The organism is Streptomyces sp. NPDC044003 (assembly GCF_056435185.1).
Window position 1 is genome coordinate 727696 of sequence record NZ_JBWKFA010000004.1, and the last position, 14370, is coordinate 742065.

At 74.0% G+C, this 14370-nt stretch carries 9 protein-coding genes and 1 pseudogene; 4 read left to right on the top strand and 6 right to left on the bottom strand.

The features are described 5' to 3' along the window. The first annotated feature begins 152 nt into the window (after window positions 1-152). Window positions 153-2060 carry a caspase family protein gene (locus AC07AW_RS20445; protein ID WP_478816877.1) on the top strand — a complete coding sequence of 636 codons (1908 nt, stop codon included), beginning with the start codon at window positions 153-155 and terminating at the stop codon, window positions 2058-2060. Here the strand turns inward: AC07AW_RS20445 and AC07AW_RS20450 are convergent. Genes AC07AW_RS20450 through AC07AW_RS20465 form a run of 4 tightly spaced genes read right to left on the bottom strand, consistent with a single transcriptional unit; the run spans window position 2041 to window position 8703 of the window. Continuing rightward, window positions 2041-6225: a CHAT domain-containing protein gene (locus AC07AW_RS20450; RefSeq protein WP_478816878.1), complete on the bottom strand. Its 4185-nt coding sequence runs from the start codon at window positions 6223-6225 to the stop codon at window positions 2041-2043. The two genes, AC07AW_RS20445 and AC07AW_RS20450, sit on opposite strands and share 20 nt — an antisense overlap. Window positions 6226-6227: 2 nt before the next feature. Next, entirely contained in the window at window positions 6228-6881 is a 654-nt protein-coding gene (locus AC07AW_RS20455; protein ID WP_478816879.1) for an RES family NAD+ phosphorylase, read from the bottom strand. Further along, window positions 6881-7528 (bottom strand): hypothetical protein, encoded by a 648-nt coding sequence (locus tag AC07AW_RS20460; RefSeq protein ID WP_478816880.1) that lies wholly within the window; start codon window positions 7526-7528, stop codon window positions 6881-6883. Before AC07AW_RS20460 ends, AC07AW_RS20455 begins: the two co-directional genes overlap by 1 nt. Continuing rightward, window positions 7525-8703: a macro domain-containing protein gene (locus AC07AW_RS20465; RefSeq protein WP_478816881.1), complete on the bottom strand. Its 1179-nt coding sequence runs from the start codon at window positions 8701-8703 to the stop codon at window positions 7525-7527. The genes AC07AW_RS20460 and AC07AW_RS20465 overlap by 4 nt, the downstream gene beginning before the upstream one ends. Window positions 8704-8940: 237 nt before the next feature. Between AC07AW_RS20465 and AC07AW_RS20470 the strand changes: the two genes are divergently transcribed. After that, a complete protein-coding gene (locus AC07AW_RS20470) occupies window positions 8941-9546 on the top strand; it encodes a histidine phosphatase family protein (protein WP_478816882.1) in 606 nt (201 codons plus the stop codon). A 69-nt stretch (window positions 9547-9615) separates the two neighbouring features. Here AC07AW_RS20470 and AC07AW_RS20475 read toward each other — a convergent pair whose 3' ends face one another. Continuing rightward, the gene (locus AC07AW_RS20475; protein WP_478816883.1) at window positions 9616-10938 is read right to left on the bottom strand and encodes a diacylglycerol/lipid kinase family protein; all 1323 of its coding nucleotides are present in this window, start codon (window positions 10936-10938) and stop codon (window positions 9616-9618) included. Between the two features lie 135 nt (window positions 10939-11073). Next, window positions 11074-11814 carry a class I SAM-dependent methyltransferase gene (locus tag AC07AW_RS20480; RefSeq protein WP_478816884.1) on the bottom strand — a complete coding sequence of 247 codons (741 nt, stop codon included), beginning with the start codon at window positions 11812-11814 and terminating at the stop codon, window positions 11074-11076. Window positions 11815-12059: 245 nt separating this feature from the next. On the opposite strand from AC07AW_RS20480, the gene AC07AW_RS20485 reads away from it, so the two are divergent. Next, entirely contained in the window at window positions 12060-13799 is a 1740-nt protein-coding gene (locus AC07AW_RS20485; RefSeq protein ID WP_478816885.1) for a sigma-70 family RNA polymerase sigma factor, read from the top strand. A gap of 182 nt (window positions 13800-13981) precedes the next feature. Beyond that, window positions 13982-14370 (top strand): annotated as a pseudogene (locus AC07AW_RS20490) (amino acid transporter); the annotation flags it as partial.

Sequence of the window (14370 nt, forward strand, 5' to 3'; positions counted from 1 at the left end):
CGCTGTGAGGGAGGAGGTGGCTGACATCACATCAATAGTGCTCTGCGAAAGGCACATTGTGTCGCCGTCGGCCAGGTCGCACCCAGAAAACGACCAGTTTCCGGCCGTCAAGGGGGCCCTTTCGCCCGCACGCTCCTGCGAGACTCTCCCGCATGGGTTCGATCTACGCGCTCCTTGTCGGCATCGACGACTATCCGCCGGGGACGGCCCCGTCGTTGCGCGGCTGTCTCAACGACATCGCCGAGGCGCGGCGCCTGCTGGAGGAACGCGGCACGGGGGACGTCCTCATCCGGACGCTGCTGGACGGCGAGGCCACGCGCGGTGCGGTCGAGGACGCCGTGCGGGGGCATCTCGGCCGGGCGGGTGCCGAGGACACCGCGCTGCTGTGGTTCTCCGGGCACGGCACACAGTCCCTCGCCCGGACGGAGGAGCATCTCCGGATCGAGGCGACGGGCCGGAACCAGGCCCTGGTCTGCGTCGACGGACCCCTCCTGGACAAGCGCCTGGGTCGCCTCCTCGACGGTGTGGCGTGGCGCGGCGCGCATGTCGCGGCCGTGCTGGACTGCTGCTTCTCGGGCGGCGCCACCCGCGAGGACACGAGCACCGTCCGGTATGCCGCGCCGGCCCCTTCGTGGGACCTGACCGACGGGGCGGGGGACGAGCTCCCGCCGGCCTCTGTCCGGGCGGCCTCGCCCGGCCAGGGGTGGGCCCCGCCCCGCCATGTGCTGCTGGCCGCGGCGCGCCTCGACCAGTACTCGTACGAGGACGACTACGCGGGGCGCCGCCACGGCGCCTTCACCCACGCCCTGCTGGGCGCGGTCCGCGACGCCGGGGAGGGGGCGACGTACCGGGAGCTGCTGTCCGCCGCCGACGCCCGTCTGCAGCGCTCCGGCGGTCGTCAGCAGCCGGTGCTGTACCCGGCGCGGCGCGGATCGCTCGCCGACGCGCCGTTCCTCGGAGGGGCCGTCGGCCGGCCGAGGAGCCCCCATCTGCTGCGTTTCGGGGCGCTGGGCTGGGAGGTGGACTGCGGCGCCGCCCACGGTCTGGCCGACGGCACGGACCCGGCGGTCACCGAGTTCACCGTACTGCCGTCCCACGGGCCGGAGACCGGGCCCGCGCCGTCGCTCCGGGCGCGGACCGTGCACGCCGCGCGCACGCTCGTCGACCCGGTGGGCTGGTCGCCGTCGACGAACCGCGTCTATCCCGTCGCGCTCTCCGCCGTTCCGCAGCCGCCGGCCACCGTCTCGTGCACGGCCGCGGAGCCCGCATCGGGACTGCTCGACGCGGTACGGGCGGAGATCGCGGTCTCTCCGATGCTGCGGGTTCTCGACGACCCGCGACAGGCGGGCGACCTGCACTTCCGCGTGCACCTGGAGGGCGGTCTCGCCCACGTGCTGCGCCGGGACGGCACCCCGTTCACCGACCCGCTGCCGCTGCGAGGGGCGGACGGCGCGGTGCGGGTTGCGGCCTGCCTCAACCATCTGACGCGGTGGCATCTGATCCGTGACCTCGCGCCGGGGCCTTCGACCCTGGACGGCCTCGTGCGGGTGGAGATCGCGCCCTGGGAGGCGCCCGACCAGGTGCTGACGCCCGACGCCGCCGGTGAGATCGTCTGCTCCTACGCCTCGGACACCTGGGCCGGGAGTCCGGAGCCGCGCGTCTCCATCCGGTTGCGCAACCGCTCGACCGACCGGGCGCTGTGGTGCGTACTGATCGATCTGACCGACGATTACGCGAGCCACACCCAGCTCTTCCCCGGGCACTTCATCGGACCCGGCCGCACCGGCCACGCCCTGGACGGTGAAGCCGTGCAGCTCAGCGTGGCGCCGGACGGGCCCGCCGTCCCCGGGACGAGCACCAGGGATTGGCTCAAACTGATCGTCTCGGAGAGTGAACTGAACACGTTGCCGTACGAGTTGGATGCCTGGGACCCCTCGAATCCCGGATCCCGCCTGCTGCGTCGGGTCCCCGCGCCGCACGGCCGGTGGACGGCCCGCACCGTGTCGCTGCGCACGGTGGTGCCGCCCGTCCCCGCGCCGCCTACTGCCCCAGGTGGGTGAAGCCGGCCCACGCGCTCAGATCGTCCGGGTCGACGCTCCGGGCCCGCTCCGCGAGCAGCGGGGGCAGCGCCTCGGGTAGTTCCCGCGCCGGGTCCAGCATCCACAGCTGGGCCCGGCGCAGCGCCTTCGCCGGCGGTTCCCCCTCCGTCCGCAGATAGTGGTGGGTGAGGAACATGAGCAGCGAGGTCGCGTCGTCGGGCACCGGCCAGAGCGAGCCGACCACCGAGCGGGCCCCGGCCACCAGGAAGGCGGTGGCGAGACTGTAGGCCTCGTTGTGCCCGCGCCCCGAGACGCTGCTGCGGCAGGCCGCGAGCACGACGAGACCGAGCCGGCCGCCTCCTCCCCCGATCGCCTCGGTCAGTTCCTCGGCGGCCAGATCGCCCCCGTGCAGCGACAGATGGGCGGTACGGCGGGCGTCGCGTGCGATCGCCGCATGGCAGGCGAGATGCAGCACCCCGCCCTCGTCCGTCACGGACTCCGTCAGCCACGACAGCACCTCCTCGGGGGTGCCGGGACCGTCGGCGGTGCCGCCGGCCCGGCGCCCGAGGAAGGTGCCCCCGGGGTAGAAGGCCCGCTGCACGGCGTCGGCCTCCTCACCCGCGTAGGGCAGGTCACCCGTGGGGTTGCCGACCACGAGCGCACCGCCACCCGTGGAGGGCGCCGCGGTGCGGGAGGCGACCTCGCAGAGCAGCCGCGCCGAGGCCGCGTACGAGATCTCCGCCTCCTGGAGGGCGTACCGGCGCCCGTCCGGGCCGTCCGCCCACGCCGCGTGCCAGGGGACGAGCCCGAGCGGGCCCATCGGTACGAGAACGAGGCGCGGCGCGCGTCCGCTCGCGGTGGCGAAGGCGTCGAAGAGCGGCCGCACGGCCGCGTACCAGGCCCAGCCGCACAGCCGGTCGAGCTGCTCGCGCAGGGGCACGGCGCGCCGCCGGGCGCCGTGCCCGGCACCCGGCACGGGTCCCATGTAGCGGTCCGTGTCGGCCTCCGGGGTCTCGGGGACCTCGCGGCCCGCGGCCCGCGGGGGCAGGAAGTCCCGGAGGGGGGCCGCGTCCTCGGTGAGCCGGGGCAGCGGCACGGTGTGGACGTCGCCGCCGTTGGTGACGACCACGGCGGTGCCGCCGTGCTCGTCGGAGGCCGGCATCAGATAGATCAGGGCGTCCTTGCGCAGCGAGCGCAGGGCCGTCCCGATCTCGTGGACGGCCGGCGGGTCGAGCAGCCGGTCGTGCACTCCGTCCGCCCCGGTCAGCGCGGCGAGCACACGGCGGCGCAGCGGACTGGGGATGGACTGCGGTGCGCGCAGCGCCGCCAGCGGATCCAGGGCGGGATCCGCGGTGTTCCCGCCGGCGCGCCATTCCTCGGCCAGGTCCTGATGGCCCGCGGCTTCGAGCCGTTCGGGTACCTGGCGGGAGGTGACCGCGGCGTGCAGCACGAGTCCGCGGCAGGAGTCGAGGGCGTGGACGGCGTCCTCCAGGGCGTTGTCCTTGAGGCACCAGGCGGCCACTTCGAGGGCGGTCGAGGTGGCCTTCTCCGCCGCCACGGCCGCGTGGTCGGTGCCGGACTGGAGCAGCGCGGCCCAGGCGTGGCCGCGCAGCGCGTCGAGGCCGATGCGCCGCCCGTTCGCGCGGTCGTCGCGGCCCAGTGCGCCGCGCGTGCGGTAGGCGCGGGCGAGGGAGAGCGACACGGACGCGTACTGGGGGTGCTCGGGACCTCCCAGGCCGCGGAACGCGGTCTCCAGGAAGCCGATCCCCTCGGCGAGACGGCGCGAGCGGAGCACCGGGCTGCGCTGCATCACGGCGACGGAGCACAGGGCCGCGCCGAGGAAGGCGCCGTAGCGCAGTCGGCTCTCCGTCCCCTCGTCGACCATGTCGTGCGCCTCCCGTGCCAGGCCCAGGCCCTCCTCCAGGCCGGCGGCGTCCCGGGTGTGCATCGCCCTCACGGAGCGGGCGATGCCGTTGTCCCCGAGGACCCAGGCCCGGTGGTCGCGGGGCAGCCGGCGCGCCTCCGTGCGCAGCCGGTGGGCGGTGGGGCGGCCCGTCAGGGGTGGTGCCGCGGGGGCGTCGAGGTCGCGGGCGAGTTCGTCGCGGCCCATCCGGAGGGCCTCGATGGAGGTCCACAGCTCGATGCCGGTGGGATCGTCGTCGCGGAGAGCGGCGTACGTCTCGGTCATCGTGGCCAGATGGGTGTCCACCGCTCCGAGGTCGCCCGCCTGCAAGGCCCGGTGGCCGCTGCTCCCGGCGACCTGGGCGGCGATCATGCGTCGCTGGTACGGGGAGAGGCGGGTGTCCCCGGCCATGCGGCGCATGGCCTCCTGGGCGGCCTCCATGTCGTCCGCCGCACCCGCGGCCTGTCCCCGGTGATGGGTGGCCATGATCCCGCCGAGGTCGAGGGCGGCCCCCACGTCGTGCTCGGGCCCGGCGGCGTCCCGCGCCCTCGCGAGGTGGTGCATCACGTCGTCCGTGCCCGATCCCAGGCCGTTCAGCTCCTCCCAGAGCCGCACCTGGGCGACACAGGCGTGCGCCCGCCACTGCCACGTCTCGTCGCCCTCGGCGTTCAGGACGCATGCGGTCAGCGCTTCCTTCTGGGCCGCGGTGACGTGCGTGGCGTGCGCGTCGTACATGGGCACGACCGTCAGCAGGGCGAGGGCGAACTCTGCACGCGGGTGGCCGGGTTCCATGGCGAGCCAGCGCGCGTACTCGCCCTGGAAGGCGTCCTTGAGCCAGGAGGGGTTCGCCGTGGCTTCCATGAGGCCGGGGAACTCGTCGTCGCTCTCGCTGAAGTCCGCGAAGGTGCGGCCCTGCTTCAGGTCGTCGAACAACGCGAGGATCGACCGGTCCAGTTCCTGCGTGCTCAGCCCCGACGGGCGGCGGTCGAGGGACTCGGGCGGGACTCCGTGCCGCTGCTCCAGCATCATCAGGGCCCAGCCGCCGACCAGTTGGGTCATGTTGCGGTAGTCCTCGGGGAGTTCACCGTCCTCCAGGACCAGGTCGGTCATCCGGAGGACCTCGTGCAGGCGCTCGATCCCCGCTTCCTCCCGGTAGCGGCCCTGCTGATAGGCCGCGAGGAGGAAGGCGGTCGCGGTGATCTTGCCGTCCCTGGCGGGCTGCCAATGGTCGACGGCCCGCCGGACCATCGCGATGGCGCGGTCCTTCGCCGGGCCGTCCCCGCGCAGGCCGGCGCGCTCGAACAACAGGCGCCCGAAGGCGTCGAGATAGTGCGGTGTGAGCCGTTCGAGGGCGTCCGGGGCGGTGAGCAGCCGGTTCAGGTCAGCTTCCGCCGCGGCGCCTTGGGCGTGGTCCTTCCAGTTGGCCCAGACGAAAGTGCGGATGTAGGCGCAGCGGATCTCCGAGTCCCACGCCCATGAGGGTTCTCCGCCGGCGAGCCGGGCCTCCTGCAGGGCGGCTCCCAGTTCGTTCCTGGCCTCCTCCAGCGCCTTCCGGTCCCGGGTCGCGCACGCCTGGGTCATCGTCGCCAGGCCGATGCTGTGCCGTAGCAGCGGCAGGTCGGAGGCGGGCAGCGCCGCGTCGAGGCACGCCCGGTAGTGGCCGGCCGCGGCGGCGGCGTCGTCGGCGTCCCCGCCGCCTCCCGAGGCACGCAGGAAGTGCAGATAGCCCAGGCCTTCCCGCAGGTCGATCTCCGCCTCGGTGCCCGGTTCCATCAGGGGCAGCAGCTGGTAGTGGTACTCCAGGGACTCGGCGATCAGCCTGCCGCGCTCGGCGGCGTCGTACTGCTCCGGAAGCTTCATGACGCGCTCTTTCGAGCCATACGCGAGGAGGGGGCCGGCGATCGCCAACTGCTCCTCGTGCTCCGCGTGTTCCTCGGGGAACCAGGCCAGTCCCTCCCTGGCCAGGTCCAGTGTCCGGTCGAGGAGGTCGGGGGCGTCTTCCTGGTCGTGCCGGCAGGCGCACACGTACGCGTACTTGATGCGGAGGGCCGCCCACACCTCGTCGTCACCGGGCGCCCGGAAGGCGAGCTCGAAGGCCTGCGCGCCCAGCTCCAGGTCCTCGGTCAGGCCCGAGCGCGCGAGCAGCACCGCGCTGATCTCACCCACGCGGGCACAGAGTTCGGTGGCTTCGGGAGCGTCGGACGGCAGGCGGGAGAGGCTGTCGAGCAGCTCCTCCCGCTCGCCGCGCAGTTGCTCGTCCAGGGGATCCGTCTGTCCGTCCATGGTCAGGCCGAGAGCCTCACGTGGTACGGCTGGAGCACGGAGTCGAGCCACTCCTCCCCCTCGGCCGTACCGAAGTCCACCGCGTTCTCCGGTTCGCTCCGCACGGCCCCGGGCGGGCAGCGGTCCCCGAACAGCACGACGGTCCGGTCGGCCGGTTCCCTCTTCGAGGACCAGATGAGGCCCTGTGCCCAGGGGCCGGTGTGGCGCCGGATCCAGTGGGCCCAGTCCCGCGTGTACGCGTAGTCCTGGGCCTCGGTGTGCACCAGCCAGCTGTCCTGGTGCACGGCCGCCAGATCGCGCGCCGACACGAGGGGGACGACGTGCACATCGGTGGCGAGCCGGAGCGGGGACAGCTTCCGGCGGGCCACGCTCACCCGGGGCAGCAGCCGGGGCCTGCCGTCCGGGTCGAAGGGCAGGGAGCGGAGCAGCGTCTCGCAGATCGCCGCCTCGGCGCTGAGCCCGACGTACAGATAGGCGTACGGATCGCAGGCCGTGCCGTCGAACCGCCCGCCGCCGTAGAGGCAGTGCGAGGGGCGCGGGTTGAAGGCGGCGGCGTCCCGGTGCGCCGCGTGCACGCGGTACAGAACGGTGCCGCGCGCCAGGGTGACCTTGCCCGGGGCTCCGGTCATCGCGGCCGGCGGTCGGTAGTGGGGCACTACTCACCCTCCATCAGGAAGCCTGCCAGGTCGGCCAGTTGGTGCTCCATCGGTCCGCCGAGGAGTTCGGCGGGCGCGGCGCCGAGCCAGGCGTTCGCCGACAGCCACCAGTCCGCGGCCCCCCAGGGGTCGCGGTCGGCCTCCAGGAGCCGGTTGACCTCCAGGACGGCCATCCACGGGAGCGTACCCTCGGAGAACTGGAACGTGGGCAGGCGCAGGACACCGCCCGCCCCGCGCAGCCTGATCAGCTCGCGTGCGTACGGGTCACCGCCCCGGCTCAGCACGGTGTCGGCGTCGAGGGCGGGCGCGGCGAGCAGCCGCTCGCGCACGGGCCCGAGGACGGGGCCGACCATGCGGTGTCCGTCGAGCAGCAGGACCGCGAGGTCCTCGGCGTGGAATCCCAGGTAGGCGTCGTCGAGCACGTCGGCCGCCCACCGGGCCTCGCCCTCGGTGCCGAACTCGTCCGGCAGGCCTTCCCTGAGCACGTGGACCGCGGCCTGAGCGGCCGTCGCCCGCCCCTGCTCGTCCTTCGCCCGCCGCACGGTGGCGAGGTGCTCCGCGAGGGCCTCGCGCCGCGGTCCGTCGAGGCCGTCGGCGACCTGTTCCCAGCGGGCCGCGGCGGCGGCGAGTACGGCGTACGGATTCATGATGTCCCCCGGTCGTCGGTGATCGGGTCGGTCAACGGGTCGGTCAACGGGTCGGGTCTCGGGTCGGCGAGCGGCGCGAGGAGACGCTCGATGAGATCGGCGCGGGCGTGGGCGCGGACGACGAAGTGGACCTGCCAGGGCCGCCCGCGGACGAGTTCCGCCTCGACGGCCGGCCAGAGCGCGCCGAAGCTCTCCAGCGGTGTGAGGCCGCCGCGGCCGGCGCCCAGCAGCGGCAGGCAGACGGAGGTGAGCGGCGGCGTGTGCCGGGCGGACTCCTCGGCGAGCAGCGTGAGGGCCCGGGCCACGCCGCGCGTGATGTCGGCCGGCTGGACGTCGTAGTCGTTGGTGCCGGGCCGGGGTTGGGCGACGGCCACGTGGTAGACGCGCCGCAGGCCCTGGTCGGCGAGGATGCCCGCCGAGGTCGTCGCGACGGTGCCCGGGAGCGCCGCCCGGCCCGCGATCCCCTGGCGGCGGCCCCACTCCCGCAGCTCGTCGTCCAGGTGGTCCTCGATGACTCCGCCGGCGTGGTCGAGGCGCGCTCCGGCGCGCCTGAGCGTGGCGGACACGGAGGACTTGTAGGCGGGCGGCAGGACGAAGTGTGTGTTGGAGGGCGACAGGACGACGTCCACGTCGCGCAGCAGGTCGACCGAGTGGACGTGGATCCGCACGGTCACCGGCCCGGCCCGCCCGGGGAGGCGCAGCCGGAGCGAGCGGTGCACGGGCGCCAGGGAGCCCGCGGCCTCGGGTTGTTCGCCCGGGTGGCCCGGTTCGCTCGGACGGCGGCTGTGGAGGACGACGACCTGTTCGGTGATCTGCCCGAGCACCATGAGCTCGTGGTGTTTGCGGAAGCGCTCCACGCTGACGCCGTACACCTGGGCCGCCCGGCGGCGGCGCTCGGAGGCCGGCCAGTCGCGGGTTCCCTGGGCCAGTCCGAGGCTGTACTCGGCGGCCGTCTGAAGACTTCCGCCGCCGATCCGGGAGACCGCGGTCCGTAACAGGCGCTCGATGGCCGCGACGGCGACCCCGTCCCCGGCCGGATTCCCGGACACGTCCAGGGCCAGGCGGGCGAGTTCGGGCAGATGCAGCTCGCGCAGCCGGACGAGGCCTGCTCGCCTCACCTGCCTCACCTCCGCGAGGACCGATCCGTGTTCCAGAGGCGGGGGGTGCGCTCGCATGGCGGAAGGATCGCACCACCGCAAGCACGCCCACAAGCCTGGCCCTTTCTTCTCCAGTACAGCGGACGCCCTGGTCGGTCCCCGGCCGCTTCCGGGTCGAATCCGGGTCGGCACCCGGCGGGCGGGCGTCCGTCGAGGGGTGCGACGGGCGGTGGCGACGGCGGCGGCTCGCGCCGATGCTGGTGGTGTGCCGTCCTTCAGCGGAGGGACCGGCGGGAGCGGAAGGAGCAGCGGGCCATGGGTGACCTCCTCCTGATCCGCCACGGTGAGACGGAGTGGAGCGCCGCCGGGCGGCACACCGGCCGTACGGATCTGCCGCTCGCGCGGGACGGCGAGGCGGAGGCGCGGACCCTCGCGCCCTTCTTCGCGGGCCGGTCCTTCGCCTTCGTCCGCACGAGTCCGCTGCGGCGGGCCCGGGAGACGGCCGAGCTGGCCGGGCTGCGGGGCGCGAAGACGGACGAGGACCTGTGCGAGTGGGACTACGGCGGCTACGAGGGGCTGACCACGGCCCGGATCCACGAGGCCCGGCCGGACTGGTCGCTGTGGCGGGACGGGGTGCCTCCGCATCCCGACGGGCGGCCCGGTGAGTCGGCCGAGGACGTGGGGCGGCGGGCCGACCGGGTCCTGGCACGCGTCGCGGCCCTGTCGGCGAGCTCCGGGGAGGACGGTGTGCTGGTGGCGCACGCGCATCTGCTGCGGGTCCTCACCGCCCGGTATCTGGGCCTGCCGGCGTCCGAGGGGAGGCTGTTCCTCCTGACGACGGCGAGGGTCGGCCGGCTGTCGACGGAGCACGGCCTTCCGGTGGTCGCGGGCTGGAACCAGCGCCCCCTCGCCGGCACGTGACGCGCTCCCGGCCGTCGAGCTGCCGGGCCTCGCGCGGGCTCCGGCCCTCGTTCCGGCTCACGCCCTCCCTCAGGCGCGGCGGCCGAACGCCAGGGCCAAGATGTGGGGCCATTTCACGGGTGGTGCGGGCACGGGGACGCCCGGGCGGTCGCGGGGGACGCGGACCCGCAGGACGCCGGGGCGGAGGGTGCAGACGACCGGGGTGGGCAGGCGGAGGGCCTCGCCGTCCACGGCCACGGGGATCTCGCCCGTGGCGGCGGTCACTTCGACGCGGTGGGCGGTCAGGACGGTGAGGCCCGTGGACTGCGAGCCCCGTACGGCCAGGTCGGCGGCCTGGGCCGCGTCCTCCACCCGGATGCCGACGACCCCCAGCTCGCCGTCGTCGAGGGTGGGCCGGCGGCCGCCACCGGTCAGCTCGTCGGGCGAGACATAGGGGTTGTTGCTGATCAGCAGGGCCTGTTGGGCGGAGAGGGCGGTGTCGTCGACGCGTGCGTCGAGCCGGCTGACACCGTCGCCGAGGAGCAGGTCCGGCATGAGGGTGAGTGCGGTGCCCGCCTTGGCGTCGCGGTACTCGGGGTGTTGGACGACGTCGGCGTAGACACCGAAGGACACCGTGTTGACGAAGGCCCGGCCGTCGACGTCGCCCAGGTCGATCCGGAGTTCCTCGCCGTCGGTCAGCGCATCGAGGCAGCGGGACGGGTCGGAGCGGTCGAGGCCCAGGTCCATGGCGAGATGGTTGCGGGTGCCGGCGGAGATCACGAGGAACGGCAGGTCGTGCTCGGCCGCGACCGCCGCGACCAGGGCCTGGGTGCCGTCGCCGCCCGCGACGCCGAGGAGGTCCGCGCCCTCGGTCACCGCCCCGCGGGCCAGCTCGGCGACATCCGCCGGGGCCGACGGGTCGAGCAGGATCACCCGCGCCCCGAGCTCCTCCGCGCGCTCGACCAGGTGGAAGCGGCCGACCTTCCCGCCCCCGGACTTCGGGTTCATGATCAGGACGGCGTTCTTCGGCGGCGCCGCCGCGACCGCCCGCATCGACGGCTTCGGGCGCGATCTGCGCAGCGCCGCCCGCGCGCAGGCCAGCGTCGCGGCCCAGCACAGGCACATGATCAGCGCCATCAGCCACAGCCCCTCGTGCGTGAAGAGGACCAGGACCCCGACGGGTGCGGCGATCGCCAGGAGCGCCCCGACGAGGCGTACGGCGCCTCGGTGCGCGACGAACCACCAGACGCCGGCGGCGCAGAGCACCAGGCCGAGGAAGCCCGCCCCCACCACCAGGAGGCCGCCGTCGCCCAGCGCGAGCAGGAGGACGACCAGCGAGCCGAGCGCGGCGAGCAGGGCCAGACGCGCGAGGAGTCGCGCGGCGGGGTTTCCTTCGGGACCTGACCCTGTCATGCCGTCCTCCCCTGCCCTGCTCCCGCGACCGTGTCTCCCTGCCGGGCGGCGCCTGCGAGGCGCGCCCGGTCCGGAGCACCAGCCTGCCCGTGCCCCGCCCGGAGGGCATCCGGGCGCGGGCCGTTCGAGGGCTCGTCAGGCGCGGCAGCGCAGCAGTTCGAACGGCGGGTTGGCGAGACAGTCCGCCCAGAACTCCTCGCCGAACTCGCGGACGCCCGCCTCGGAGATCTCCAGCGGGACCCAGGTCAGGTCGCCGAATCCGGCCGCGCGCAGGGAACCCTCGTACACCTCGCGGCGCGGGCAGGCGCCGACGAACGAGACCGGCGGGTCGAGCAGCGCCGTGATCCGGACGCGCGGTCCCGTCTCGATCTCCTCGCCGGTCGCCTCGCAGAGGAAGCCGTACTTGGCCAGGGACGGCCCGTCGAAACGGTAGTCCGGCTTCTGCGCGAGCACGAAGAACTCGGCACCCGGCTTCAGGCTCCGGTGCACATGGCGGCACATCTGCTCCATGGCGGCGATGTCCGGCGCGTAGTTGAGCAGCTGGACCCCCAGCGCGATGTCGTAGCGCCGGTCGAGGGCGCGCAGCGCGGACACGTCCCCCACCTCGTAGCGCACCCCCAGCGGATCGCTCTCCTCGAACGCCTGCGCCGCGGCGACCATCTCGCCCGAGATGTCGATGCCGAGCACCTCGGAGGCGCCGCGCCGCTTGAACTCCCTGCTGTAGAAACCGGTGCCGGAGGCGAGGTCGAGGACCGACTTGCCCCGTACGTCACCGACCAGGCCCAGGAAGCTGGGCACCTCCCCGTACTGTGTCAGCGGCAGGGACTTGAATCCCTCGAACGCCTCACCGATCTCGTCGTACTGCTGCACGCTCATCGCGCGGTCCTCCCCAGTGCTCGGTCATGTGCCTGGTGATCCGTCATGCCCTGGCAGTCTTGTCGGACCGCGGCGGAACCTTGTACTGGCAGAAGCCACGAAGACCCGGCCATACTCCTGGCCTGCCGTACGGAAGGGCGATCTTCCGGAATCGCTCCGCAGGTTTCCGTTATCGGACCGCCTCCCCGCGATCTCCCTTTCGTTGGCCGTCGACGACAGCGGGAACAGGCAGGGTGATTCGGAGCATGGGCGCACAGCACGGTACGGAACTGGTCAGGGCTGCACAGAGCGGAGACCCTCGGGCGCAGGACCGGCTCATCGCCCTCCACCTGCCCCTGGTCTACAACATCGTGGGCCGGGCGATGAACGGTCACCACGACGTCGACGACGTCGTGCAGGAGACGATGCTGCGGGCGCTCGCCGGGCTCGGCGACCTGCGCTCCCCGGACAGCTTCAGGTCCTGGCTGGTCGCCATCACCATGAACGGCGTCCGCAGCCACTGGCACCGGCAGCAGCGGAACGGGCTCCCCGCGGGCGGCCTCGACGACGCCCGCGAGATCGCGCAGCCCGGGTCCGATTTCGTGGAGCTGGCCGTGGTCCGGCTGAACCTCTCCGGCCAGCGGCGCGAGACCGCCGAGGCGACCCGCTGGCTGGAACCCGAGGACCGGGAGCTGCTCTCCCTGTGGTGGCTGGAATGCGCCGGCGAGCTGAGCCGCCACGAGGTGGCCGCCGCCCTCCAGCTGTCCCCGCAGCACACCGCGGTGCGGGTCCAGCGGATGAAGGACCGCCTCGAAGGCGCGCGGGTCGTCGTACGGGCCCTGTCGCAGAACCCGCCCTGCGCCACGCTGCGGTACGAGACCGACGCCTGGGACGGCCGGCCGTCCGCCCTCTGGCGCAAGCGAATATCCCGGCACGCGCGCGCGTGCGCGTACTGCGCCGGCCTGTGGAGCGGGCTCGTACCGGCGGAGGGGCTGCTCGCCGGACTGCTCCTGGTGCCGCCGGCCGCGCTGCTCCTCGCGGGCGTCCGCGAGCGGGCCGGTTTCGAGACCGTCGCCGCGACCGGCCCGCTCGACGGCTGGGGCGGCGACCCGTCCGCCGCTCAGGCCTCCGCTCCGTCCGTCGCCCATCAGGCCGGCGCCCCGGTCTCCGGGCCGGGCGGGGAGTCCGGGCCGGGCTCGGGGTCCCCCGGCCGCGGCCCCCGCTCCTCCCGCGCCGCCCGTCGCCGGCGTCGGCAGCAGCGGCAGCGTGGCCGCAGGCGCCTCGTCGTCGCGGCGGGCATAGCCGTGGTGGCGGTCGCCGGCGGCGCGTTCACCCTGACCACCGGCCCCGACGAGGGGAAGGAGGGCAGGGACACGACCCTCGCCGCGACCGCCGACGCGGGCCTGCCCACCGCGCAGGAGCCGAGCGCGACGGAGACGGCCACGGCCACCCCGTCCCCGTCGGCCAAGGCGTCGAAGACCCCCCACGCGACCCCCAAGCCCTCGCGCCCCAGCCCGACCGCTTCCCGTACCTCGCCGCCGGCACCGCCCCGCCCGACGCGTACGGCCACGACCGCGCCCGCGCCCGCCCCCACACGCAGCACCACGCCGACATCCGGATCCGGATCCGGCTCCACCGAGCAGCAGGTGATCAGCCTGGTGAACACGGAACGGGCCAAGGCCGGCTGCGGGCCGCTGACCGAGCACCCCCTGCTGACCAAAGCCGCCCAGGGGCACTCCGACGACATGGCCGCGCGGGACTTCTTCGACCACACCAACCCCGACGGCGACGGCCCCGGCGAGCGCATCACGGCCGCCGGATACACGTGGTCGTCCTACGGCGAGAACATCGCGAAGGGCCAGACCACGGCGGCGCAGGTGATGGAGTCCTGGATGAACAGCCCCGGCCACCGGGCGAACATCCTCAACTGCGGCTTCAAGGAGATCGGCGTCGGGCTCCACACCTCCGGCGGCCCCTACTGGACGCAGGCCTTCGGCAGCCGCTGAGGAAGGCCGCCGGTGTGACAAGTACGACGTCCGACAGGGGGATCTTGACGCTTCCCTGACGCGTGACCCCCGGTCGGCGGCCCATGGGCTGTTTAGGCTTGCCCGGCCGTCGATCCGATGGCCGAAAGTCGACAGTCGGTCGACTTCCGAGTCGCCGCCCACCACCACCTCAGGGACACCCGATGGCCACCACCAAGGACGCCCGCTCCGGACGATTGCGCGCGTGGATGCTGGAGGGCCTGTCCGACATGGGCAAGGGCAAGCCCTCCCGGCCCGTGGAGGCGGCGCCGGACGCCGCGCACAAGGGCCAGCGCTGGTGGCGGGTGATGTGCCTGACGGGTGTCGACTACTTCTCGACCCTCGGCTACCAGCCCGGCATCGCGGCCCTGGCCGCCGGGCTCCTCTCCCCCGTCGCCACGATCGTGCTCGTGATCGTCACCCTCGCCGGCGCGCTGCCCGTCTACCGACGCGTCGCCGAGGAGAGCCCGCGCGGCGAGGGCTCGATCGCGATGCTGTCGCGGCTGCTGTCGTTCTGGAAGGGCAAGCTCTTCGTCCTCACCCTCCTCGGCTT